The sequence below is a fragment of the Myxococcota bacterium genome, from assembly GCA_040387835.1.
GTDB lineage: Bacteria > Myxococcota > UBA727 > UBA727 > JABDBI01 > JAZKCZ01.
The window spans coordinates 340,584-364,821 of record JAZKCZ010000002.1 but is presented as its reverse complement, the minus strand read 5'-3'; the positions used below and the strand labels follow the sequence as shown (position 1 = coordinate 364,821).

The window sequence follows — 24,238 nt, the reverse complement described above, 5'->3', positions numbered from 1 at the left end:
TTCACACTACTTCGCTATTTTCACTATCCCCGGGTACAGCTTTTCAGCACATCCTGGGCAAAGGCTATGCGAAAACTCCGCTTCCGAATGGCTACCGATGTAAACTTCTATCTGATTCCAATACCCACCGTCATCGCGCACCATTTTGCAGGACGCGCAGATTGGCAAAAGGCCACTGAGCTTTTTCACATGCGCCAAAGCATCCTGCAGCTGACTGATGAGCATTTCGCGTTGGCTTTCTGATGCTTTTCTTTCAGTTACATCGTTAATGGTACCCATCAGTCGAACAATGGTTCCGGCTTCATTTCGATGCGTGCTTCCTTGAGAGCTTATCCAGCGAATGCTTTGATCGTCCACACGGATAATGCGGCATTCAACCAGAAAGCTGTCTACGGCGGAGTTGCTGAGCTTCTCTCTCACCATTTCTTTGTCTTCGGGAACCACATGGTCAATGAATATTTCTAAACCCCAGTCCGTTTGCAGGCTTTGATAGCCAAAAATCTGGTCATATCGGAGCGAGCGCCAGGCTGTTTGATTGACGAGGTCAAATTCCCACACTCCCATATTGGACGCATCTAGAACAACGTTTAATCGCTCTTCTCGGATTTTCACATCCTGGGTTCGGAGGATAATCTGCGCCTCCATCTGTTTGCCTTTTTGGCGCAGTCGTTCGGCGGTGGCATGCTCTCTGATGATATCGGTGACATCTTTGACCTGATTGATAATGAATCGAACTTCGTGATGCTCATCAAAAACAGGTGTGTTGACGGGCTGCCAATGCCTTTCTTCAAACTCAGCGTTGGAATCGCAGGTGTTTTTGATGTCATACTTGATGGTTGCCATGACATCTTGCACTTTTTCGCGTAGCACGCGCTCAAGAGAGTTTTTCAATGCTTGATGCCCCTTCGCGTCAACATCGTCGGGATCGTCTGGGAACACGTCGAAAACTTTGCGCCCAACGATCTCCTCGCGTTTGGTAAGCGTTGTCTTTAGGTAGACATCACTGGCGGCAACAATGGTTAGATCCGCCCGCATGATCATGATGGGCTGAGGAAGCGCTTTGAATATTTGCTCATAGTCTAACAGAGAAAGTTCCATGAGCTAGCTATATCAAAATGCAACCAACGAGGCGATTCCTGCTAAAATACCAGCTATGACAAGCGGAATCTGCCGAGCGCTGTTGCATACTTGGACTTTCGGACCGGGGCTCAAAGTGGCACCTATGTCAATCGAATCTAAGCTCACTTGCGCATCCCGATCTGTCGAGTTGCTGAACAGCGTGTGTTCAAGCGCAATTTTTAAAATGCGAAACCCAATGCAAAATGTGTCTAATTGGTCGGTATAGATATCCGTTCCAATATCGCCACCTTTAAATGTGTTCCACCTGGTAGATTGCTGTCCGTCTGAAAAGGAGTAAGTCATGGTCCGGCCTGAAATCGCGAAATCAGGCAAATCATGAAAGCCTCTATAGTCGACCGCCAACAGGGTGCTGTTGGCTATCGTTAACGGGATGCTAATTTCACAACTGGTTCGATTTGATCCACGATAGGGGTTTGCAGCAATGGTATAACCCGAAAACAACATGCTCAGACTATTGGCATTGGGCGAGTGGGCGTAGGACACCATGTCTAAGTGGCATCCAGGACCTGAGAAGACTGGCGTGCCTAATTTGACGTCTTGAGCTAAGAGACTGAGTGCTACCAATGACCATGCAGCGACGAATGAAATTTTCATTCAAGATGTTTAGCTCACCAGATCATGCGCACAAGTTGCTTCGGTTTTTTTTCGCGTCTCCCACAAAGGAAACAGCCAGCTTGCTGAAATGCAGGTAAATGAAAGTGAAACAATGGTACTGACGCGCGTGGTCGTTAGCGACATAATCTGCTGAAGCGGCGATCCCGGTGTTATCGGAATGGTTGTCGGTTCGGCATTCGCTAATGCGTCATTGCAGTTAGCACATCCCAGACAACAATTATGGCGTTTCGCTAACGCTGATAGTCCAATGCCCAGAGCGGGTATGGCAATGGACGCAGATAAGAGCGCGACAGAAGTGTAGAGCGCTGCAAGAAATGTCTCGTCTGCAGCTGTCGCCAAGTAGCATGATAAAGGCGTCTTGCTTCGTATCTCCGCATTGGCAAGGCATGCGCTCAAATCAGCGTCAGTCTGGTTAAAAGCCTGAAGGGCGCACAGGCGAACCTGCGTTTGATTGACGAGGGCTGCTTGCCCTAAGTTTGCCCATAAAAGTACGAACAAGAATAGATGCGGCATTTAGCATCGTAACAGCGCCTTAATGCTGATTATGCCGCCTGGATTCAAATAGGCTGAACAAACAAGGCACAACCAATAGCGTCAGCAAGGTAGACATCAGCAAGCCGCCAATAACCGCGATGCCCATGGACGACTTCGCTTCGCCACCTTCACCATGGCCGATCGCCACCGGTAACATCCCAAAGCCTGCCGCAAAGGTCGTCATGAGAATTGGCCTTAACCGAATTGGCGCCGCTTCCATCAGCGCCTCGTTAACGGATTTACCACCTTCCATATGATGTAAGGTGAAATCGATCAGCAAAATACCGTTTTTGGTCACGATACCCATCAGCAAAATCAAACCAATCATGGTGTAAACGGAGATAAACTGTCCGAAGATCAGCAAAGCCCCAAACGCCCCGGTGAATGACAGCGGCAATGCCATCATGATCACAAAGGGTGCCAGGTACCGCTCGTACTGAGCACACAAAATAAAATACATGAGCAGGATAGCAAGCATCACGGCCTTGAGCATGGATGCGACCGATTCTTTCATGATATCTGCTTCACCTTCCAACACCAAAGTGACTCCAGCCGGGATATTTTTGTCCACGTAGTCCTGGATTTTTGCGATGGCAACGTTCAGGTCGGAGTTGGTATAGTTGGCAAGCACGGTGATTTGTTGCTGCCCATTGAAACGTTCAATACTGGCCGGTGCGCTTCCTTGTTCTAAAGAAACCACAGACGACAGACTCGCACGCCCACCCAGCGGGTTATTGATGCTAATCGCAGAAATATCTGATGGACTTTGCTTGTCGCTGGCTTTGAGTTTCACCCGAATATCATAGCGATCGCCATTGTCCACGAACTGGCCCGTTTTCTCACCCTCAAACAGTGTCCTGGCATTCATGGCAATAGACGCTGGATTCATGCCCAAATCAACCGCGCGGTAGAGCCCGAGGTTCAAGTTGTATTCCTGCTGCGGCTTCGCTTTGGTGCTGGTGACGTCTACGGCGCCTTTCAAGTCTTTCTTCAAAAAACCAACAACTTTGTCTGTAAATTGCGTCAGTAATTCGCGGTTATCCCCGAGAAAGACAAGCTGGATGGTTTGCGTCGCGCCGCCATTGCCACCCAGTTGAACCACGCTAAACTCCGTTGCTTTGTCTTTAAAGAATGGCTGTAGGTCAACTCGAACGCGGTCCATGAGTTCATGCTGAGAGTAAGTACGGTCTTCTTTGGGAACCAAAATCACACTGAGCTTGGCAGAGTTTGGCTTCTTGTCTGTGCCTGCACCAATTTGGCTCACCACGCTTTTAACGCCGGGGTATTGCTTCAGGAACTTAGAGATTTCCAAGGCGTGTCTTTTGGTGACATCCAGATTGACGTTTTCAGCCAAGGTGAAATCGACACCAAATTGGCTTTTGTCTTCTTTGGGAAAGAAAGACATGGGAACGAAGTTTAACAGGAGTAAGCTGAAGATAAATGTTGCCAGCCCCATGAGCACGGTTTTAATGCGATGATGCAGTGCCCAAGAGAGCAACGAGGTGTACTTGGCGTCTATCTTATCTAAAAAGCGCGTGAGTCGGTCGTTACGAGGCTCGTGACCCTCGGCTTTGAGCAAGCGGCTTGAAAGCATGGGCGTGAGCGTGAATGCGACAAAGAGCGATATCAAAACGGCAAAGGCCACGGTCAAGCCGAACTGATAGAAGAATCGTCCGACAATACCGCTCATAAAGGCCACGGGCACGAATACGGCGCAGATGGTCAGTGTCGTTGCGAATACCGCCATACCGATTTCGCTGGTGGCATCTTTGGCAGCTGTTTTGGCGTCTTTGCCCATTTTGAGATGGCGATAGATGTTTTCGATCACCACAATGGCATCGTCGATCAACAACCCGATCGACAGACTTAAAGCCAGAGTCGACATCATGTTGAGCGTAAAATTCATAAATCGCAAAAATGCGAACGTACCGATTACAGCGGTTGGCAGAGCGAGTGCACTAATCAGAGTTGCTCGCTTGTCTCTCAAAAATACGTAAACGATGAAAATTGCTAGTATCGCGCCGACCAATAAGTCTAATTTAACCGCGCCGATGGAGCCTCGGATGTATTTAGAATCATCGGTGACCACCTGCAGGCTTAAGTCTCCAGGTAGTTGGGCTGCAAGCTTCTTGATGGTCTTTTGCAAATCGTCAGCAATGGTTGTGGTGTTGGCGCCAGATTGCTTGAATACGGATAGCAAGATGGTGCGGTTTTGGTTTTCAAAGGCAGCTGTCTGCTCTTCTGCGATGGTATCTTGCACATCGGCGACGTCACCAATTCTGGCAAAATTGCGTTGCGCGCTGATGATGGGAAGAAGGCTTAAATCATTTGGCGTTTTGATTTCTTTGAGCACGCGTAAGGGGAAGTAGCTTTCGCTTGTTTCGATCTTGCCGGCCGGCACATCCAAGTTTTGTGCTTTAAGCGAGTTAACAATGTCGCTTGCGGATAGGCCTAAGGCGGAGAGGCGGTTTCGATCGATTAGAACGTGCATTTCACGCTTTCGATCCCCGCTGATATCGACTTTGGCAACGCCATCTACACGTTGTAGCCGTGCCCTGATAACGTCATCGGCGATTTTAGATAGCTCGCCCAGGGGCATTTTTTTAGCTGATAAGGCAACGTTGATGATGGGCGTACTACCCATTTCAAAGCGCTGAATAATGGGCGTTTCGATATCGGTTGGTAGGGAGCCTAGCGCGCTGAAGACTTTATCGCGCGTATCTTGGGCTGCATCTTCCGAGTTTTTCTCCAGTTTGAACTGCAGAACGAGAAGTCCAGCGCTAGGGAAAGCGGTTGAGCGAAGTTTATCGAGGCCTGAGATTCCGTTAACCGCCCGCTCCAACGGCTCGAGAATTTGTGCTTCTACTGATTGCGGCGCAGCACCAGGCCAGGTGACCAGCACGGATACCACCGGAAAATCGACGTTGGGATACAGTTCGATGGGCAGCTCAGGTAAGCTAAACAGACCGAAGACAATAATTAAAACGTTTAAGATGGTCGCAAAGACCGGTCGTTTAATAGATATATCGCTTAAAATCATCGGATAACGCCTTCGACGAAGAAGCCTGGTACGACGCGGGCATCAGGTTTATCTAATATTGCTGTGACGGTGAAATTTCGTGTTCTGTCGGAAATCACCGGGACAAAACGAGTAACCTTGGCAGGAAGCGTGATTTTTAGAGCGGGGAACTCGATTTCAATCGGTGCGCCAATGGCGATTTTACTCAGCATGCTTTCGGGGGCTTCTAGGCGGATTTCCAATGCAGCAGTTTCGTAAATTTCATAGACCGCGCTGCCGCCTTCACCACCGATGGATGACTCGCCCAAAGACTTCATTTGTCTTGCAATGACACCATCGAATGGTGCGATGAGCTTGGCGTCGTTTAACGCCTTTTGAGCCATGCGGGCGTCAACGTCAGCCAACTTGGCAGTGATTTCGGCGTTGTCGTAGTTCGTACGCAGATTTTCAAACTGCACTTTGGAAGTGATTTTTTTATCGTAAAGGCTTTGCTCGATTTTAAAATCTCGCTCTGCCATCTTCTTTTGGTTTTGAGCTTGCTCGGCACGCAGTTTCGCTGCTTCTGCTCTCAAGGCAATATCTTTTGAGTCGAGCTCAGCCAAAACCTGGCCTTTTTTAAACGACATGCCTGGCTGGCCAGTCAATGACTTGATGGTGCCAGCGGTTTGGAATGCCAGAAGCATCTTGCCTGGCGAATATACTTGGCCCATCAAGCGTATTTCGTCTTTTTGCTCAGCCGCTTGAAGAGGCTCCTTTTGAACCTGCGCTGGAATAGCTGGCGCTTTTTCGGGCAAAGCCGCTTTTTTTTCAGAGCAACCGGCAAGGGCCAGTGTGATTATAATGATCAAGGAAGAAGTGCTGCGATGTTTCATAAAATACTCGTTGGACGCTTGGCGCCTTCTGCTTGTTCAAGGGCCATATGTTTAATATCGACGTTAATGAGTGCTTCAGCCCAGGACATTTTGGCGTTGTTCATCTCGAGTTCGGACTGGAGCAGGTCGGTTACGGTGATGCCGCCAAGTTTGAAGCGTTCGTTGTTGCCTTCATAAGCTTGGTTTGCTTGTTCGATTGTTATCTTTTGAACAGCGAGTGCCTCTTTGGCTGCCTGGAACTCAAGAGCCTTTTTGCGTTGGTCAATGATGGCTAAACGAGAGGTCTCGACCATTTCGAGATTCGCTTTCGCCAGCATTAAGGAGCTTGCACGCATGTCAATGAATCGTGCCCCGCCGTCCCATACATTCCAAGTGAGCGTGAGCCCGAAACTATAATATTGCGGCGGAACAAATGCGCCGGCATCGGCGAAGTTTTTGTCAAAACGCCCAAACGCATTTAAGACAGGTAGGAAAGATGCCATGCTTAAAACGTTGGTTCGAGAGCTTGCTTCTTGTTGATATCGGGCAATCCGAATATCCAGACGCTGCAAGTTTGACGGTTCCGTTGTTTGGCTGCCATCAAGCTCAGGCAGCTTGGGAACAACAAAAGTTGCATTGTCTTGCGACATACCTGGGATGGGTGGCATTTCGATTGAATCTTCAAGATCCATGCCAAGCAGGTTTTGAAGTTGCGCCAGCGTGGATTCATATTGGGCTTTTAAATTGGCCGCCGCGACTTTGGCTTCGCCTGAACGCATTCGCACACGCAGCAAGTCGGTTTCACTGAGCCTGCCTGCTTCAAAGATGGCGCTGGTTTCTTCATCACGCCTATCGCTCAACTTAACGCGCTCAATGGCAATTTGATTAAATGCGGCAAGCTGCTGAACCAAACGATAAGTGGTGGCTGCCGCAAATGCGATATCGACTCTCGCCTTTTCATGAGTCAGAGCGGCAGCTTGACTGGACGAGTAATCGGCGCGAATCTTTTGGATAAGCCCAACCAGAGGGGTTAAAGGCTGAGTCGCTTGAATGTAGCCCGCAGACAGCTGTTCGGGCCGGATGACGATGGAGCCCATCCCGGGGATATCATTCTTAAAAGCGGAATCATACTGAGTTAAACCCCACCCAAGGGCCAACTGGGGGCTCATCATGGCAACATCACGCCAAATAGATGTTCTCGCCAAGGTGGAACCGATTCCTGCAATTTTAATCTGTCGAGAATTCGTTAGCGCGGCCTGCACGGCGTCATCCAGAGTGAGCTCTGTGGCCGAGGCGCCCAGCGATAAGAAAAGTGCAAATCCAGTGAAAAGACGAGCCAGCATTGACCTGTCTTAACCTGCCGGCTTGGTATTTGTAAAGAAATTGCGGTCTGCTTTTTAGCCTAGGCCAGAATATAACTAAAAATCAACGGCGCAACAATCGTGGCGTCTGATTCAATGATGAACTTCGGGGAATCGCCATCCAGCTTGCCCCAGGAGATTTTTTCATTGGGGACAGCACCGCTATAAGATCCGTAGGAGGTGGTGCTATCGCTGATTTGACAGAAATAGCTCCATAATTTGACATCTAAGCCAAGATCTTGGCTTAACAAGGGTACGACGCAAATTGGGAAGTCGCCTGCGATGCCGCCGCCGATTTGGAAGAAGCCGATGCTGTTTGTTTGGGTGGACTCTTGATACCAACCAATAAGCTTATGCATTTGATGCATGCCGCTTTTAAGGGTGTCTAGGCTTTTGAGATTACCTTGGATATAGTTGGAGACAAAGATGTTGCCCAAAGTCGAATCTTCGATGCCTGGAGTGAAGATTGGTAGGTTTTTTTTAGCTGCAGCCAATAGCCAAGAGTTTTTTGGGTCGATTTGGTAGGAGCTTTCTAAGTCGCCTGATAGCAGCATTTCATACATGAATTCGTAGGCGAACTTAGGCGTTTTTGCGCCGTCAGCTTGCTGCCAGTATTTCAAAATCACATGCTCGATGGCTCTAAGCGCTTCTTCTTCCGGGATGCAGGTGTCCGTGACGCGGTTTAAGCCTCTGTCAGCGAGCGCCATCTCTTGCTCGGCTGTGAGTGCGCGCCAGTTTTGGATGTGCTCGTAGGAGTTGTGCGCGACCAGGTTAAAGACGTCTTCTTCGAGATTTGCGCCGGTGCAGCAAATCGCGTGGACTTTGTCTTGACGAATCATTTCAGCAAGCGAAATGCCCAGTTCGGCTGTGCTCATGGCGCCGGCAAGCGTCACCAGCATTTTATTGCCTAATTTTAGCTGTTCGCAGTAGCTCTCAGCCGCCTCGACGCATGTTCGTGCGTTGAAGTGTCGGTAGTGTTCCTGCATGAACTGTTTAACGCTTGCATAAGATGTGGCCATAAAAATTTCTCGATTCTAAGTTGGATAAGTTCGGGGTGCTCGATCGGAGCACAATGCGTGCCGTCTGGAATAAACAATAGCTCACTATTGTCAATCGCGTGATGCATTTCCAAAGATACCCAATGAGGTGAGAAAGTGTCTTTACCCCCGCAAATAATTAAAGCCGGCTTATCAATCTTATCTAAAATATGACGGCCACTGTGCTCCGAATAAGCTTTCAGTGTTTGCATGAAAACATGCGCCTGCATGCCGCTAAGATGCTCAAAATAGGGTGTAAAATCTTCTTTTTTGATCAGATGCCGATTCACTTCGGAAAGCATTGCAAAGCGATAGGGAATATCCGTGTTCATCAGGATAGACCATAGAGGCTGCAACAGTGTTTTATGTTGCTGAGTCTTTTGATAAACCGCTGGAAAAATCGATTTCATGGCCCGGTTCATGAGGGTAGGGGACGCATCTCTTCTCGCCGGTCCATGCCATGTCTCTAGCGGATGCTCGTAGCTGCCACATAGCAATACCATCGCTTCGAAACGATGGGGTTGCAAATTGAAAGTTTCCAGTGCGACTTGCACACCCATGGAATGCCCACAGAGAATGGCCCTTTGGATCCCTAAGTCGTCTAGAATCGTGATACTGTCCGCAGCCAATTGTTCAATATTAATGGAGTTCAAATCTTCCGGCACATCCGAATGCCCATGCCCTCGGTAATGCCAATGAATAATTGGGTGTTGGTGCTGAAAGTAGTCGATAAAATATTTCCACGCAAAACCATCACAGCCTAGGCCGTCGTTCAAAATCAAAGGAATCCGACCCATGGCAGACGGTTGCTGAATTACTCGGACGAATAATTGCGTTCCGTCTTTCGCTGTCACTTTGCTTTGAAGCTCTAAACTGCATTTGCGTTTCAAGATGAACCCCTATTCGTGTTTTAACCTACTATTGTCAAGCAAGTATATTGCTCCCTGCACTTGATTTTGGCCCACTAAAAGGTGAAGTTTAGAACTTATGGCACTTCCATTATGGGTCGGTTTCCAAAGTTCTCATGATCTTAAATCTTGGTATGGCACCGAAGAGCAAGATTGGGTGCAGCTAGGAGAAGTGCTGGCCGTATCCGCGCTCCCTGGCCCCATGGTGTTTTCCGTTCCCAGGAATCAGCTTGATCACACTTGGCAAAGGCTACAAGAAGAGAAATCGCAAGCTATGTTCGGATCGGCGCGCTCGTTTACTTTTTCTCTAAAACGCGATGACTCCACCCAAATGCCAGTTTATGAAATGGGCACGGCTTCGCTTAAAATCATGACCATTTTTTCGGAGTTCACCGACTGTGTCGCTGAAGTTTGCAAGGGCGTTGGTCTGAAATTTATATCACTCAGAAATTGGGACCAACCAGGCTCTTTTGAGATGCAGGCTTCTATGCCGCAGTGTGGAAATTTAGGCGAGGCGCTTAGAGTATTCGGCCTTCTTCGCGGGGGCATTGAAGTCCTATCTTGTGTGCGCGGCTTTCAGCTGATTGATTTACGTTTAGGCGATATGCAAATCAGCGGCAACTTGCTGTCGGAGCTTGAAAGACGCTTATGCTAACCAAGTTTCAAAATCGATTCGAACTGTTGCCGGAAAATGCTTATTTAGCCAAACAGGTTCATGGAACGCATGCCCTGCGTGTCCACGCGAGCGATTCTCAGGCCATGATTGCCGGCACTGAGGCAGATGCTCTTTGGACAACGGATGCGGATGTTTTATTAGCTGTCAAAACCGCTGATTGCGGCCCGGTGCTTTTGTGGCACAAAGATGGGCAGTGCGCAGTAGCGATTCATGCGGGCTGGAAAGGTGTTGTTGCCAATATTGTTGGTAAGACGCTTTCAGAAGTGAGGCGCGAAACGGGCCTGTCTATGGCAGATTTTCATGCTCAAATCGGCCCTTGCTTGAGCTTTGATCGATTCGAGATTGGCCCTGAAGTGGCTAGCCAAGTTTCGGAAAAGTTTCTGAAGTCTGGCGTGGGGGACCGTTCGTATTTGGATTTAAAAGGGCTGATTAGATCTCAACTAGAAGAAGCTGGCGTGGTCAACATCGAAGTCTCAGAAAACTGCACCCTTTCGGAGCCGAAGTCTTACTTTTCAAATAGACGCGGCGATTTAGGTCGTCAGTATTCTTTGGTAAGTCTGTAAAGTTCGCTCTATCATGGGATCTACGTAAATCATGCCCAGCACGAGTAGGACAGTAATGAACAGAATAACTGCGGTCCAAATCTTTTTAGCCCGTGTGTGAATGCTGCGATTTTGCCATAAAAGCGGCAACGCAAAGGGCCCGACTACGGCAGAGAGTCCTAAAACATATTGAATGGATTCGGTATGGCGCGTACCTTTTTGCATATCTCTGACCGAATGCCAAATTAGACTGAAATAAGCTAAAACCACGAAAATGGTGGTGAACCATGAAAGGTCCCACATGCATAAGAGGATCAAGCCCAAAGCCGCGCTCATTAAAGCGAGCCCGCCCGGCTTATCACCTTGGCTCAGGTTGCCTAAGCCAGGGAAAATTATGGATAAAATAATTGCTGCCATAAATCGACCGTACCAGTTTGCAATAGATGCCTAAGTTTGGCAAGCTGAACTCCTTCATGTCAGTCAACGATTTCGCACATTTGCATTTGCATACTCAGTATTCGTTTCTAGATGGTGCGATCCGTATTAAAGATTTGGTCAAAAAAGTGAGCGAGCTTGGCATGAAACAAGTCGCTGTGACTGACCACGGCAACATGTTTGGTGCTTTAGATTTCTACAATCAAGCGCGTGCTGCTGGGATCAAACCGATCATGGGTATGGAAGCCTATGTAACGGGCAAGGCAAAATACACCGATAAAGTTCGTGAGAACTTCCATTTGGTGCTGCTGGCTGAGAGCGATATCGGCTACGACAACCTACGAAAATTATCTTCCAAAGCCTTCTGCGAAGGTAAGTATTTTTACCCTCGAGTCGACAAAGATCTGCTTTACGAGCATCGCGAAGGCATTATTGCCTCCACCGCCTGCTTGGGCGGTGAAGTAGGCAAAAAGTGTGCCAAAGAAGACTTGGATGGCGCGCGGGAAGCCGTTCGCGAGTTCAAGCGGATTTACGGGCCGGACCACTTTTTCTTGGAAGTCCAGCCCAATGGCATCGATATTCAAAATCGCGTGAATGCCCATTTGGCCGAAATGGCAACCAGCGAGGGCCTTAGGCTCATCGCCACCAACGACTGCCATTATGTGAACCGGGAAGAGCATGATGCCCAAAATATTTTGATGGCCATCCGCCAACAAAAAGCCTGGGACGATCCAACCCTTCACAAGCACGAGACTGATGCGTTCTACATCCGTTCTGGCCAGGAAATGTGGGATTTATTGAAGTCCGATTTCGCCAAAGCGTTCGAAACCGCCTGTGAAGTAGGCGCTCGCTGCAAAGTAGACATGAAACTGGGCAAAACTTTTTTGCCGAGCTTTCCAATTCCTCAAGGCCATCAAGATGAAGCCGATTTTTTAAGGCATTTAGCGGTTCAAGGGTTATTGCGCCGTTTTAAAGAGTTCCCGTATCCAGTCGATCAAGATCAATATTTGGCCAGGCTTAATCTTGAGTTGGATGTTATTATCCGCATGGGATTTTCTGGCTACTTTCTCATTGTTCAGGACTTTATTAACTGGGCTAAAGATGGTCGTATTCGTGTGGGTCCCGGCCGAGGTTCAGGTGCTGGAAGTTTGGTGGCTTATGCTGTGCGCATTACGGACATAGATCCGATTCCTTATAATTTGCTCTTTGAACGCTTTTTGAATCCAGAGCGAGTTTCCATGCCCGACTTCGACATCGATTTCATGCAAGAGCGCCGCGGCGAAGTGATTCAATATGTAACCGATCGCTATGGCAAAGACCACGTCGGTCAGATTGCGACGTATTCGGGCCTCAATCCCAAAAGCGCGGTGAAAGACGTTGCCAGAACGCTGGGTATTCCATTTTCGGAAATCAACGAACTGACCAAACCGATGCCGCTCCTCATTGACGGTCAAAAACCTGATTTAGATGAAGCGCTTGAATATGCGCCGAAGCTTAAAGAGAAAGCGCGCCAAGATCCGGTTTACCAGCGTATTTTGGATACTGCTCGAGTCTTGGAAGGCTTGTACCGCCAGGTAGGTATGCATGCCGCCGGCATTGTCATTGGCGATAAACCGCTGGTTGAGTACGTGCCGATTTTCCAAGGTCAGCATGGCGAATTTATTACTCAGTTCGACAAAGACAAAGTCGAATATGCAGGTCTCGTTAAGTTCGACTTTTTGGGGCTTAAGACACTCGATGTTATCACCCATGCCGAGGATCTGGTTAACGAGCGATTAAGACGAGAAGGCAAGCCTGAATTAAACGTTGAGCTTTTATCGCCCAACGCGCCTGAGTCCAAAAAAGTCTACGAACTAATTGCCTCTGGTGACACGCTGGGCGTGTTCCAGGTAGAATCCGGCGGTTTTCAAGATTTGTGTCGAAGGCTAAAGCCTGACTGTTTCGAAGATATTATTGCTGCAGGCGCTCTCTATCGACCAGGACCGATGCAGTCCGGGATGGTAGATGATTTCGTTGATAGAAAGCACGGCCGTAAAAAAGTTATCTATCCGCATCCATCGTTGGAAGCGATTCTAAAACCAACTTACGGAACTTTCGTTTACCAAGAGCAAGTCTTATTGGCCGCTCAGGTTTTAGCCGGCTATAGTTTAGGCACCGCAGATTTACTCAGACGCGCGATGGGTAAGAAGAAATTCGAGGAGATGCAAAAGCAGCGCGCAGATTTCATCTCTGGTGCTCAGAAAAACGGCGTGGATGGTGACCAAGCGGCTGGTATTTTCGATTCGATCGAGAAGTTCGCTGGTTACGGCTTCAACAAGAGCCATGCTGCTGCCTATGCGATGATTACTTATCAGACAGCCTATTTGAAATGCTACTTCCCGGTTGAGTTCATGGCAGCGCTGCTCACCACCTCTTCTGATTCCACAGGCGATGTGGTGAAGTATATCCAAGAAGCTAGAAGCTCCGGTATCGAAGTTTTGCCGCCTGATATTAACGCCTCGTCGAGAAAATTCACTGTCGATGAAGGCCGCATTCGATTCGGCTTGGAAGCGATCAAAGGTTTGGGCGATGCCGCGTTGGAGGTGATTTTAGAAACGCGCCAAAAAGATGGCCCGTTCAAAAATCTCTTTCAAATGTGCGAGCAAGTGCCTCTACAAAAGATTAACAAGAAGGTTTTAGAAGCCCTGACCAAATCGGGCGGCTTCGATGGCTTCGGCAGGCCCAGAAAGCAGCTATTTTTAGCCGTGGAAAAAGCGATTGCCTCCGCACAGAAATCCCAAAAAGACAAAGAGCGTGGTCAGACATCTTTGTTCGGCGCCTTAGAAACCGAAAGCACCGAAGTCTACGAGTCATGCAAAGAATGGCCTGAGAAAGAAAAGCTCAACTTCGAGCGCGAAACTTTAGGCTTTTATTTGTCGGGCCATCCTTTAGATCGGTACCAATCTGAAGCCAAACGCCTAGGAGTGTTAGCTACAGCGCAACTCACCAGTGCGAAGCATTTAGAGTCCGTTCAAGTCATGGGCATCGTGGCCGAGCTAAAAGAACGCGTCCTCAAAAGCGGCGAGGGCCGCTGGGCCGTGGTGACTTTAGAAGATAACTTCGGGCGCGTGGAAGTCTTGGCGTTCAATAAATCCTACGCAGAGCATGAAGCCTTGCTTAAAAGTAAAGAGCCTCTCTTAATTAAGGGTCGAATCTTAATCGATGATATCGACGATGACGGCCACGTTGGCATGCCCAAGATGCGCCTTGAAAGCGTGACCATGCTTTCTAAGGCTCAGGAAGAAAAGACACGCTTTGTAGATATAACGCTTACTTCCGATGCATCCGACTTGCTTAAAGCGGTACAAACTTTGTGCGAGCAACATCGCGGTCAAAAGCCGATGAGGCTTATTTTTGAGCACCCGGAAGGGTTCAATACCTATATGATATGCGGCGACCATATCCGCGTGGAAGCGTCGGATACCTTTTTGGCTCAACTGGAAAATCTCAGTGGCGTGAAGAAGGCTGTTCGGACGAGTGTTTAGAAGCGGATTAGGCGCCGGGGTCTAGTTGTTGTGGCCACCATGTATCTTCAAGCGAACTATAAAAAACATTGCTTAGTTTTTTGTCTGATGATCGTTACTCCGTTTGCCTCTGCCTCTTATGATGCCGAAACCAAGAAGGAGTTGGTCGCAACCTCGTTGATAGGTTTATGCGGAATTGGCCTAACAATCGCAGGCGCTATACTTCGTACACAAGAAACGGACGACTTTATCTATTGCGATTCGCAGTCGAATTACACCCAACTGATTAATCTAGGGAAAGGTGCAAACATTTGTAAATCGAATACCACTTCGGATTTCAAAGGCCCTTTGAAACAAAAAGGCATAGACAAAGGTAGTTTCTGGATTTTAATTGTTGGTCCGAGTATGGCTGGATCGGGCCTAATCATGACGGTGATAAGTTTATATGCCGGTAGGCAAACAACTACTAGCCAGCCTGCGGTACAGCATATCTAATACCTATGGCGGCGATATGGTCTTACCGCCCTTTCAGGGCTCTTTCGTGGGCAGGCTCGTTTGTACCCAGGTCAGAGAGAGCGAAGCGAACGTCGGCCTATGTAAGAACGCCCCCTCCACCAGCATCTAGCGATAAGTCCGCTCCAAGCAATAAATTTTGGGGATTGCGCAAGCGCCCTTAGCTTTATATCGACCAGGCATGTTTCATCAACTGGCTTTGATCATTGTTTTGTTGTTGTCCGTTCACGCACAAGCAGCCACCACGCGGAAACCATTGGACTGGAAGATCTGGGCTGGGGTTATTGCGAGTTCATCGGTTGGCGTTTGTATGTATACTCTTGCTCAGGTTATGGGATTCGAAAGGGGCCAAAGAGAAGAGTGCGACGGCTCTTTTCTGCATTGTTGTTTGCATTTGCAAGGTAACTCTACTGTGTTGATGTCGAATTGTACCAACTTCGAAAGTACTTGCCCGTTGGAATCTGTACCGCGCAGATTTTGTGGCGATAAAACCCGCTTGCTTGAAATACAGGGAGTTCGCCTTAATAAATATACGTCCCCGCGGAGTTGGTGGTTGCCAGTGTTTGCGACTGGGGTGACCCTTGCCTATGCGCCCCCTGCCATCGTCATAATTTACGATATAGGAAGAAGTTGGGTAAATCGCTAGCGACCCATAAAACTAATCCCTTTAATCTAAGGCATACAGTGGTTCTTTTAAGTTCCTCAATTTGTCCTGTAAGTCTCTTAACCTGAGCGCCGTTGCTTGTCTTATCGCTCCATGGGGTAGCTGATAGACCAAGATCTGCAATCTTTTAATCTCGTCCACGACCGGAATCTGACAATCCATAGTTTCAAGCGCCGGCTCGTTACACCTTATTTCTAGCATTTTTTACCGCAGCCACCACCCGATTGAAAGAGAGCATAGGACTATCAGCCCATATCGCTGAACCTACCTCCGATAGAGTTCGACACACCTCTTCGTAAGTATTGTCCGAAAAGAGAGAATTCGCCGGAAGTGGGTCAAATTGTTCATCATGTAAAAGATCTAAAGCCGAGCCAACGAAAAAAGCATTTGTAAGCCGCGCTGCCATATTATATGCGTGTGCCTGTTCTGGAAGGGACTGTCCTATCGAGGCCGTTACAGCTAGCACTTTGGGAACATGGGCCAGTTGAGTCTGTTGCTCCAACGCCAAATGGCTCCACTCAGGACGAAGAACGCTCCCTGAGGTTGTTGCAATTTCTGCGAGGACCTTACTCAGGTTTATTCTTGCTATTAGGCAAGCTTGCACTCCTTCCATAAATTTTGCCTTGTCAATTTGTTTGCCTCTTATGATGCTGAAACCAGGAAACTGATAGCGGCAACCTCGTCTATAGCTTTGTGCGGAATTGGCCTACACTCACAGGCGCTATATTTTGTACGCAAGAGACGGCCGAGGTTTCTAGTACCTGTGGTGGCCCTGCGGCCTTACCGCCCCTTTCAGGGCTCCAAATGGGTGGGGGCGTTTGTACCCAGGCCGGCGTGAGCGAAGCTCACTCTGACCTGGGCTAGAGGACTTATCGCCCTTCGGGCAAAAAAGTTAATGCAGTTTATATTTAGGTTTTGAGCCTGCAAGGCTCAAAGAATATAGCCCAGGTCAGAGTGAGCTTCGCTCACGCCGGCCTGGGTAGGCGCCTTCCCCCTCGTAAGGAGCCCTGAAGGGGCGATGCGTTCTTAAAGGGATTATGTCCCTTGGTGTAGCTGTTGTAGCTACCATGTATTTGCCAGCGAACTTTAAAAAATATTTGTGCTTTTCGGTTTTAGCATTGATGTTAACCTCGCCATCGGTATCTCGCGCTGAGACTGATTACGGAAGGATAACGATGATGACCGCAGGCGGATATATGGCAGCAAGATTAGCGGGCTATTCACACAATGCCATCCTGTTTCCACTGATAACGGCGCTAGGTGTTACTACTTTGGTTACCAACACCGTGTTTGGAGTGATACAACTGTTGGGGCGACCCTAGATAGGTGAGCCATACTAATCGCTCGGCGGTACAGCATATCTAGGATCTATGGCGGCCTGGGTAGGCACCGTCCCCCTCCTAAAGAGCCCTGAAGGGGCGATATAAGATCCCCGTTGAAGATGAGCGCCTGGCACCTTTGCACAGGTGTGGTTGCTGGGGATTGCAGGGGCGTTTTTTCTTTAATACCGACGGACTACGTTTAATAAGCTGATTGTAGTTCTGGCTTTATTTTTAGCTGTTCGGACGAGTGCTCACGCCGGCCTGGGTAAGAACGTGCCCCTCCCATGGAGCCTCGAAGGAGCGATATGTCCGCTTAAGACTGACTAATACGGCACTGGCTTCCTGGTCATAAATGGCTCCGTATGAGGTGGCTTGACAGGTCTTTGGGAGTACTGCTTTAAATACTCGGTCATAGTCATATGAGGTTCAGTGAATTTGGTTTCAGCGGGTAATGATTTAGCTTTCTCCATTGCCGTGCGTCCTGATGCATCTTTTGAAAGAGGTTGAGCACCGCCCTTAATAGCTGTTTCAACCAAAGCAAAGGCACGCGAATCTAACCCATGGTGCAGGATTGGATTTAAATCAAGTCCTGCTTTGCAAAGTAGAGATCTGGCTGAGCAAAGTGGGCTGCAGGCGGAGCAGACGTGGAATCGAAAGAGCTTCGATCTGGAATCCAGCTTCTCGGTGAACTTCGTCTGGTTGGATAACGTCTAGCCGCGCTACCGGCGCACCAATCGGGCTGTCTCTCATGGGATGATTCTCCGTTCCTACCACTATACCAGAAGGCTTCCAGCCTATTGCCAGTTTCTATTCCTAAAGTAGGACACAACTCTGTGCGTTATTTATTAATATTTTTATGTCTAGCTCTTAATGCTTCTACCGTACCAAGCACTGAACCGGCTTCAGAGGCTGAAGAATCGCGTTTTCCATATTACATTGCTTTTATCACTGGCGCGGTTGGGCAGGCGTTAAGCATTGTCACTGCCACGATAGGCCATCAAGCTATCCGGTCGCGAGTGCCTAGGATTGAATCGTCAGCTTGCTACACTTTCGTAGCGCAACCGTTGCTCATTTATCAACTCTCCGAAACGCTCAGCCCTCTATGGCAAACACCACAAGAAGCTTTGGAGTCAGTTGTTCTAGGAAGCTTGAACAATACCCAAAGCACTAACGAAGGGCACCTACGAGGAAAACAATTAGTCTCATATTCCTACTATATTTGGCATTTCGGAACGGCAATAAAACGATTCTTTCAATGGAACGTCTTTAACCAACTGTCTGGTGTCATGGTGCAGACGGAGAATAATCCTATGAGAGAGGATCCAACTGCTCCGACGGCAGCTGAGCCTAACGTTGTCCCACCAGACGAAATTCGCCCAGAACATCAAGCTGCTCAGCTGCAAAAATGGGATTTGGTCAAAGCATTAGTTGATAAGGGAGTTGATCCGAGCCAGACTTTTTCATACTCTGTTGTAATGGATAGAGTAGGTCGCCATCATGAAGTGGCAGCTGAGAGGTTAGAGGGCAATGAGGCACCCCAATCAACAAGCCAGGATTTGAGTGATTCTACTGTTGAGCACGTAGTTGCGGTAGAACCATCGGTGCATGACCTGTTGACCAAGCCGGGAAAGTTATCAGAGCATTTGACGCCTTTAATTTTAGCCCCAGAAGTTTTGTTAGAAAGATTGCAGAGAATCTACCTTTCAAAAGATGCTTCACATGAATCGTTGTCTACCTTAAATCTGAAGCAGTTAACGGAAATCCACCAAACCTTCAAAAAGGTATATGATAGACAGGCTAGTAGCTCTAAATTGCGTTTAGTTAAAAATCTTTTGTTGAAGCCTGACTTTAGGTCTGTTGAAGGTTGTCTTTCATCGTTGATGCGCTCGGTACAGGTAGTCAAAGAGTCTAAAATTAACCCCCAAGTCTTTCGCGCATTTGAATCCTTTGACTTCGATTTGGTCAGAGAATTGCTAAATAGTGGCGCCGATCCGAACCAGACTTTTCCGTCGACTCATCCGGACTATCCTGGTTTATCACTGCTTCAGATTGCTATTCAGCGAACAGACAGGGGTTTGATCCAAGATTTGCTGGATAAAGGTGCCAATCCGAACCAAACTTTTCCGTCCACCCATCGTGACTATCCCGGTTTATCGCTGGTTCAAGCGGCTGCTACGGCAGGTAAATGGGATTTGGTTGAAGCATTGTTGGCTAAAGGCGCCGACTATCTCGGTTTATCGCTGCTCCAAGTTGCTGCTCAGTGGTCAAATTGGGATTTGGTCAGCGAGTTGCTGGATAAAGGCGCTGATCCGAACCAGACTTTTCCATCAACAAGTAAAAAATTTTCAAATCTATCGCTGCTTCAAGCCGCAGCTTTGATTGACAAATTGGATTTGGTTATAGATTTGCTGGAAAAAGGCGCCAATCCGAACCAAAATTTTCCATCCACCCTTAGTGCTTATCTCGATTTATCACTGCTTCAAGTTGCTACCCAGTCGTCAAACTGGGATTTGGTCAAAGCATTGCTGGATAATGGCGCCGACCTAAACCAGCCTTTTCCATCCACCCATAGAGCCTATCCTGGTTTATCGCTGCTTCAGGTTGCTGCCCAGCAGTCTAACTGGGATTTGGTCAAATTATTAATTGATAAAGGCGCCGACCTGAACCAAGCTTTTCCATCCACCCATATATATTATCCTGGTTTATCACTGCTCGAGGTTGTTGTTGAGCTAAAAGAATTCAATTTGGTCAAGGTATTGGTTGATAAAGGCGCCGATCCGAACCACACTTTTCCATCCACCCATAGATACTATCCTGGTTTATCACTGCTTCAGGTTGCTGCTCAATCATCCAAATGGGATTTAGCCATACATTTGGTAGATAAGGTCGCCAATCCGAACCAAACTTTTCCGTCCACCCATCGTGACTATCCCGGTTTATCGCTGGTTCAAATTGCTGCTCAATTGTTAGATTGGGATTTGGTCGGAGTATTGGCTGGTAAAGGTGTCGATCTGAACCAAGCTTTTCCGTCCACCCATAGATACTATCCTGGTTTATCACTGCTTCAAGTTGCTACTATTCGCGCACGCCGGGATTTGGTCAAAATATTGGTTGAAAAAGGCGCTAAGCTTTCTTTGTGGCCTTTTATTAGAACTAACGAGCAAAGTTTTATTGCGCCTGAACCCTTGGAACTGAAGCCTCTGACAACGGAGGAAAGAGCTAAAGTTGGAATGGGTGAAAAGGATTTTGGTATCCGTGAAAGTGTTCACGCTTTAGTTTCAAATATTTTCCCAGACTCCGATGAGGTCATTACGTTACCTGATGTACCTAACATGAGCTTCACCATCCAACAATTTTTCGCTGGAGCGGCCGTAAATGATTGGTATACGGGTGGCGTTTGGCCATTCTTGCAAAGTGTTAGTGATAGAATGCCAATCCCCGGTGCCCCAAATCGAGATACTGCACCGGAGGAGTTTAATCGTTTCTATGATGTAATGTTTAATCGATTGCAGCGTATCATGGTGCTATTACATGATGAAAAAATTGAGCACAGTTTAAAACAAGCCGCTTTAATTAATTTATTCGAAGGAACCCTTTATTGTGGTACTAGGCGCTTTCAAGAGACTGGCATTGCATTGGCATTATTGGATCCTGAAACGGGCAACAACTTGTCTGGCGCTCATTCTAAAGTCCAAAATTTGCTTTATGAGCAGCGAGTACATGCATTTCAGAAGGCTTTACCTGACGGCAATGTGCATACTTATAACGCTTATATGAAGGAATTGGGAGAATCCTATGGTGTTGCTTTGCCCGGCGCTAATTATCCTGACCCCTTGGGTGGTAGTGTAGATTCAGCACAGTTTAAAAAAGACTTTGAAGAAAATTATAACTCTCGGACTATCGCCGAGCGCTTATATGCAAGTGCAAGAAATCCGTCAGAGATTGCGCCGAGTGTGATTCCGGAGTTATTGGCGGATATGGCACCTAGGTTTAGTAAGGCGAATGAACTTTCTCTCTTAAAAGCAAAAATTAGGTTTTCTGCTGAAGAGCAAGATAGACTTCGATCGTTAACCGATCGTAGACAACAAGTCAGCCAAGTCAAACAACGGGCCGGAGTTAACAAAAACGAAGATTTTCCTGAATCATTAAAACGGCCTTTGACCAAGTCAGAAGAGGATGAATTGGAATTATTGTTTGCTAGAGATGAAAAATCCGGTGAGGAGCTAGCAAAGATGAAAGAGTTGGCACACCGCTCTCAAGTTGTAGAAGTTTTAGCACTGCAGCTAACAGAGGCAGAAAATAAGGCGCTTTTGGCTTTAGAGAGGCGATCTACTCGTGGTGAGATGACCGACGCAGAATTTGCTCAATATGAAACACTATTAAAAGAGAAAGATGAAGAAATTGAGCAATTTATGGAGGCGGTTCTAGATGGCAGTGGTTTTCCGACGAAGGACGGTGTAATATGTGTCCTTTTAGGGCTTCGGGTGTTTAAACCAAAAGTATATAGTGGAGTCTATGCTGGTTTATCATTTCCTCCCTTGGTCCAGCGGTGGATTGAGCAGCGAAAGTCTGAACTATCTATGGCTGAGCCAGGCAGCGATAGACATAAAGCGATTTCTGAATGGTTAAATTTTAGATAAGCTTGATGCTGGAGGCTAGTAAGGCACTGGCTTCCTACTCATAAATGGCTCTGTGTTTGGTGTGGTAGAAGCATTGAGAGTTAGACATAAAAGTATTAAAAATAACGCACAGGACTGAGCCTATTTGAGGGACAGAAACTGTCAATATGTAGGGACGACGCATATTTACAGCCGCTTTAGGGCTTGTGCCTGGATCCCGGGTCTGCGCCCGGAATGACATTGGTGCGTTAAAGGTCGATGCCGACGGGGCAGTGGTCGGAACCTAAGATATGCGGATGAATGAACGCGCCTTTGACGAGCGACATCGCCGCTTTGGACGCTAGCACGTAGTCGATTCTCCAGCCTACGTTTCTGGTTCTGGCGCCGGCGCGTTGGCTCCACCATGAGTATTGGTTTGGCTCCGACGAAAAATGTCTGAAGGTGTCGGTCCAGCCTAGGGCTAGAACTCTGTCAAATTCGGCGCGCTCTTCTGCGGTGAAGCCGCTGGTGCCTTCGTTTTGCTTGGGTCTGGCGATGTCGATTGAACGGTGGGCGGTGTTGTAATCGCCCATGACGAAAATCTTTTTGCCAGCTTGATTTAAGGCATCGAGCTTTTCGAAAAGTTTTTGATAGAAAGCAATTTTGAACGGGATGCGGCTGTTGTCGTTGTTTTTGCCTTGGCCGTTCGGGAAGTAAATATTGGCTATGATAAATTCGGGGAAATGGGCAATTTGAACTCGGCCTTCGTTGTCGAATTCTTCTACGCCTAAAGAGGTTTCAATGAGGTCTGGTTTTTGTTTGGTGTATAAACCAACACCGCTGTAGCCAGGTTTTTTGGCTGCGGAAAAATGCGAGAAGTAACCAGGTACTTCTCGCACATGAGCAGGGATTTGTTCGGGGAAAGCGCGTACTTCTTGGAGGCCAATGATATCTCCGCCGCAGGTGTTTAGCCATTCGGCGAAGCCGTTTTTGGTCGCGGCTCTGATGCCATTCACGTTCCAAGAATAGATACGCATGCTTTACGCCAAAGCTTCTACAGGGCCAGCACCGTTTGCTTTTGGCTTAGGTGTATTGGCTGTCACGTGTTGAGCGCGGATTTTGGCTTCGATCTCGGCCAACATGGCTGGATTTTCTGCGAAATAAGCGCGTGCATTGTCTCTGCCTTGGCCGATTTTTTGACCGCCATAAGAAAGCCATGAACCGCTCTTGTCGATGATGTTTAGATCAACGCCAAGATCGATGATTTCGCCTTCTTTCAAGATGCCTTGTCCGTACAAGATGTCGAATTCAACTTCTCTAAACGGCGGGGCCACTTTGTTTTTGACGACTTTGACGCGGGTTCTGTTACCGATCATTTGCTCGCCATTTTTGATGGCGCCGATGCGGCGGATATCCAAACGGACTGAAGCGTAGAACTTCAATGCGTTACCACCGGTGGTGGTTTCTGGGCTGCCGAACATCACGCCAATCTTCATACGCAATTGGTTAATAAAGATGATCGTGGTGCCGCTTCTTGAAATCGTACCGGTTAGTTTACGCAAGGCTTGGCTCATCAAACGAGCTTGTAGACCCATATGTGAATCGCCCATTTCGCCTTCGATTTCAGCTTTAGGAACCAAAGCTGCCACGGAGTCGACAACAACCAAGTCCACAGCGCCAGAACGAACGAGCATGTCAGCGATTTCAAGCGCTTGCTCACCGGTGTCAGGTTGAGAGATAAGTAGGTCTTCGGTGCGTACGCCGAGTTTACGTGCGTAGTTCACGTCGAGTGCGTGTTCTGCATCGATAAATGCTGCGGTGCCGCCTTTTTTCTGAACTTCTGCAATTGCGTGCAGTGTCAACGTGGTTTTACCACTGGATTCAGGTCCGTAGATTTCAATAACGCGGCCCTTTGGATAGCCACCGACGCCAAGCGCCATATCCAGGCCTAATGAGCCTGTAGAAATGGTTTCGGTGTCTGCTACCAATGCTTCATCGCTACCGAGACGCATGATGGAGCCTTTGCCGAATTGTTTTTCAATGCTGGAAACTGCAAGTTCAAGCGACTTCATGCGCTCTTTGATTTGGGATTCATCTTTGATATTATTTTTGCTCATACTAAGCCTATATCACCCGCAGGTTTAAGCGCAAAGGGTCGTTTGCGCAATTGTGGGTGAGGCAGCGTTAGATAGGGCGTTTGCAGGGTCCCCAGACTGGTCCAAAGGATGTCTAAGTCAATGGTTCTTGGACCGTTTTTGACCATGCGAACCCGCCCGAGTTTTGTTTCGGCGGCTAATAATAGAAACCATAGGGCGCTGGGGTGCAGGCTGGTTTCTAGTTTAAAGGCAGCGTTTATAAAGGAAAATAAGGTTTGCCCCCCAAAGGCTGGATTGGGATAGTTTGGGCTTTGCGCCAGCATATGAAGCTTTGGGTGCTGCTGAAGTGCTTTGAAAGCTGCATCTATATAATGGGCACCGTTTGGGTGCGAGGTGCCTACGCCAATGAAATAAATCGCCATTT

At 47.9% G+C, this 24,238-nt stretch carries 20 protein-coding genes; 6 read left to right on the top strand and 14 right to left on the bottom strand.

Going from position 1 to position 24,238, the window contains the following annotated elements:
- Positions 1-6: 6 nt before the first annotated feature.
- Genes V4534_04440 through V4534_04405 form a run of 8 tightly spaced genes read right to left on the bottom strand, consistent with a single transcriptional unit; the run spans position 7 to position 9,447 of the window.
- Positions 7-1,098 (bottom strand): PAS domain S-box protein, encoded by a 1,092-nt coding sequence (locus V4534_04440; GenBank protein ID MES2504109.1) that lies wholly within the window; start codon positions 1,096-1,098, stop codon positions 7-9.
- 12 nt (positions 1,099-1,110) lie between these two features.
- Positions 1,111-1,734, bottom strand: a complete 624-nt coding sequence (locus V4534_04435; GenBank protein ID MES2504108.1) for a DUF4360 domain-containing protein — start codon at positions 1,732-1,734, stop codon at positions 1,111-1,113.
- 9 nt (positions 1,735-1,743) lie between these two features.
- Positions 1,744-2,268, bottom strand: a complete 525-nt coding sequence (locus V4534_04430) for a hypothetical protein (GenBank protein MES2504107.1) — start codon at positions 2,266-2,268, stop codon at positions 1,744-1,746.
- A gap of 19 nt (positions 2,269-2,287) precedes the next feature.
- Positions 2,288-5,329 (bottom strand): efflux RND transporter permease subunit, encoded by a 3,042-nt coding sequence (locus V4534_04425; protein MES2504106.1) that lies wholly within the window; start codon positions 5,327-5,329, stop codon positions 2,288-2,290.
- Complete coding sequence (locus tag V4534_04420; GenBank protein MES2504105.1) at positions 5,326-6,180, bottom strand: efflux RND transporter periplasmic adaptor subunit; 855 nt, start codon at positions 6,178-6,180, stop codon at positions 5,326-5,328. The genes V4534_04425 and V4534_04420 overlap by 4 nt, the downstream gene beginning before the upstream one ends.
- Positions 6,177-7,502: a TolC family protein gene (locus V4534_04415; protein MES2504104.1), complete on the bottom strand. Its 1,326-nt coding sequence runs from the start codon at positions 7,500-7,502 to the stop codon at positions 6,177-6,179. Before V4534_04415 ends, V4534_04420 begins: the two co-directional genes overlap by 4 nt.
- Positions 7,503-7,561: 59 nt before the next feature.
- A complete protein-coding gene (locus tag V4534_04410) occupies positions 7,562-8,539 on the bottom strand; it encodes a deoxyhypusine synthase family protein (protein ID MES2504103.1) in 978 nt (325 codons plus the stop codon).
- A complete protein-coding gene (locus V4534_04405) occupies positions 8,434-9,447 on the bottom strand; it encodes an alpha/beta hydrolase (GenBank protein ID MES2504102.1) in 1,014 nt (337 codons plus the stop codon). Before V4534_04405 ends, V4534_04410 begins: the two co-directional genes overlap by 106 nt.
- A 97-nt stretch (positions 9,448-9,544) precedes the next feature.
- Between V4534_04405 and V4534_04400 the strand changes: the two genes are divergently transcribed.
- Both V4534_04400 and V4534_04395 read left to right on the top strand, forming a co-directional pair.
- On the top strand, positions 9,545-10,120 hold the full coding sequence (locus tag V4534_04400; GenBank protein MES2504101.1) for a hypothetical protein: 576 nt from the start codon (positions 9,545-9,547) through the stop codon (positions 10,118-10,120).
- The gene (locus tag V4534_04395; protein MES2504100.1) at positions 10,114-10,704 is read left to right on the top strand and encodes a polyphenol oxidase family protein; all 591 of its coding nucleotides are present in this window, start codon (positions 10,114-10,116) and stop codon (positions 10,702-10,704) included. Before V4534_04400 ends, V4534_04395 begins: the two co-directional genes overlap by 7 nt.
- Here the strand turns inward: V4534_04395 and V4534_04390 are convergent.
- Positions 10,672-11,100, bottom strand: a complete 429-nt coding sequence (locus tag V4534_04390; protein ID MES2504099.1) for a hypothetical protein — start codon at positions 11,098-11,100, stop codon at positions 10,672-10,674. The genes V4534_04395 and V4534_04390 overlap by 33 nt on opposite strands.
- A gap of 26 nt (positions 11,101-11,126) precedes the next feature.
- On the opposite strand from V4534_04390, the gene dnaE reads away from it, so the two are divergent.
- Positions 11,127-14,642 (top strand): DNA polymerase III subunit alpha, encoded by a 3,516-nt coding sequence (dnaE, locus tag V4534_04385; GenBank protein MES2504098.1) that lies wholly within the window; start codon positions 11,127-11,129, stop codon positions 14,640-14,642.
- Between the two features lie 87 nt (positions 14,643-14,729).
- Positions 14,730-15,116, top strand: a complete 387-nt coding sequence (locus V4534_04380; protein ID MES2504097.1) for a hypothetical protein — start codon at positions 14,730-14,732, stop codon at positions 15,114-15,116.
- Positions 15,117-15,979: 863 nt separating this feature from the next.
- Here V4534_04380 and V4534_04375 read toward each other — a convergent pair.
- Positions 15,980-16,411 carry a hypothetical protein gene (locus V4534_04375; GenBank protein ID MES2504096.1) on the bottom strand — a complete coding sequence of 144 codons (432 nt, stop codon included), beginning with the start codon at positions 16,409-16,411 and terminating at the stop codon, positions 15,980-15,982.
- Between the two features lie 424 nt (positions 16,412-16,835).
- Between V4534_04375 and V4534_04370 the strand changes: the two genes are divergently transcribed.
- A complete protein-coding gene (locus tag V4534_04370; protein MES2504095.1) occupies positions 16,836-17,120 on the top strand; it encodes a hypothetical protein in 285 nt (94 codons plus the stop codon).
- 582 nt (positions 17,121-17,702) lie between these two features.
- On the opposite strand, the gene V4534_04365 is transcribed toward V4534_04370, so the two are convergent.
- A complete protein-coding gene (locus tag V4534_04365; GenBank protein MES2504094.1) occupies positions 17,703-17,870 on the bottom strand; it encodes a hypothetical protein in 168 nt (55 codons plus the stop codon).
- Between the two features lie 83 nt (positions 17,871-17,953).
- Between V4534_04365 and V4534_04360 the strand changes: the two genes are divergently transcribed.
- Positions 17,954-21,760 (top strand): ankyrin repeat domain-containing protein, encoded by a 3,807-nt coding sequence (locus tag V4534_04360; protein MES2504093.1) that lies wholly within the window; start codon positions 17,954-17,956, stop codon positions 21,758-21,760.
- Between the two features lie 227 nt (positions 21,761-21,987).
- Here the strand turns inward: V4534_04360 and V4534_04355 are convergent, their stop codons facing one another.
- From V4534_04355 to folK, 3 genes are read right to left on the bottom strand one after another with little or no spacing between them, the layout of a single operon-like run.
- The gene (locus tag V4534_04355; GenBank protein ID MES2504092.1) at positions 21,988-22,755 is read right to left on the bottom strand and encodes an exodeoxyribonuclease III; all 768 of its coding nucleotides are present in this window, start codon (positions 22,753-22,755) and stop codon (positions 21,988-21,990) included.
- 3 nt (positions 22,756-22,758) lie between these two features.
- Positions 22,759-23,835 carry a recombinase RecA gene (gene recA, locus V4534_04350; protein ID MES2504091.1) on the bottom strand — a complete coding sequence of 359 codons (1,077 nt, stop codon included), beginning with the start codon at positions 23,833-23,835 and terminating at the stop codon, positions 22,759-22,761.
- Positions 23,832-24,236 (bottom strand): 2-amino-4-hydroxy-6-hydroxymethyldihydropteridine diphosphokinase, encoded by a 405-nt coding sequence (gene folK / locus V4534_04345; GenBank protein ID MES2504090.1) that lies wholly within the window; start codon positions 24,234-24,236, stop codon positions 23,832-23,834. Before folK ends, recA begins: the two co-directional genes overlap by 4 nt.
- Positions 24,237-24,238: the final 2 nt, after the last annotated feature.

Bases quoted from the DNA above. Each gene is read 5' to 3' on its own strand.
- V4534_04440 (MES2504109.1), bottom strand. From the start codon at position 1,098: ATGGAACTTTCTCTGTTAGACTATGAGCAAATATTCAAAGCGCTTCCT.
- V4534_04435 (MES2504108.1), bottom strand. From the start codon at position 1,734: ATGAAAATTTCATTCGTCGCTGCATGGTCATTGGTAGCACTCAGTCTC.
- V4534_04430 (MES2504107.1), bottom strand. From the start codon at position 2,268: ATGCCGCATCTATTCTTGTTCGTACTTTTATGGGCAAACTTAGGGCAA.
- V4534_04425 (MES2504106.1), bottom strand. From the start codon at position 5,329: ATGATTTTAAGCGATATATCTATTAAACGACCGGTCTTTGCGACCATC.
- V4534_04420 (MES2504105.1), bottom strand. From the start codon at position 6,180: ATGAAACATCGCAGCACTTCTTCCTTGATCATTATAATCACACTGGCC.
- V4534_04415 (MES2504104.1), bottom strand. From the start codon at position 7,502: ATGCTGGCTCGTCTTTTCACTGGATTTGCACTTTTCTTATCGCTGGGC.
- V4534_04410 (MES2504103.1), bottom strand. From the start codon at position 8,539: ATGGCCACATCTTATGCAAGCGTTAAACAGTTCATGCAGGAACACTAC.
- V4534_04400 (MES2504101.1), top strand. From the start codon at position 9,545: ATGGCACTTCCATTATGGGTCGGTTTCCAAAGTTCTCATGATCTTAAA.
- V4534_04395 (MES2504100.1), top strand. From the start codon at position 10,114: ATGCTAACCAAGTTTCAAAATCGATTCGAACTGTTGCCGGAAAATGCT.
- V4534_04390 (MES2504099.1), bottom strand. From the start codon at position 11,100: ATGGCAGCAATTATTTTATCCATAATTTTCCCTGGCTTAGGCAACCTG.
- dnaE (MES2504098.1), top strand. From the start codon at position 11,127: ATGCCTAAGTTTGGCAAGCTGAACTCCTTCATGTCAGTCAACGATTTC.
- V4534_04380 (MES2504097.1), top strand. From the start codon at position 14,730: ATGATCGTTACTCCGTTTGCCTCTGCCTCTTATGATGCCGAAACCAAG.
- V4534_04375 (MES2504096.1), bottom strand. From the start codon at position 16,411: ATGGAAGGAGTGCAAGCTTGCCTAATAGCAAGAATAAACCTGAGTAAG.
- V4534_04370 (MES2504095.1), top strand. From the start codon at position 16,836: ATGTCCCTTGGTGTAGCTGTTGTAGCTACCATGTATTTGCCAGCGAAC.
- V4534_04365 (MES2504094.1), bottom strand. From the start codon at position 17,870: ATGAGAGACAGCCCGATTGGTGCGCCGGTAGCGCGGCTAGACGTTATC.
- V4534_04355 (MES2504092.1), bottom strand. From the start codon at position 22,755: ATGCGTATCTATTCTTGGAACGTGAATGGCATCAGAGCCGCGACCAAA.
- recA (MES2504091.1), bottom strand. From the start codon at position 23,835: ATGAGCAAAAATAATATCAAAGATGAATCCCAAATCAAAGAGCGCATG.
- folK (MES2504090.1), bottom strand. From the start codon at position 24,236: ATGGCGATTTATTTCATTGGCGTAGGCACCTCGCACCCAAACGGTGCC.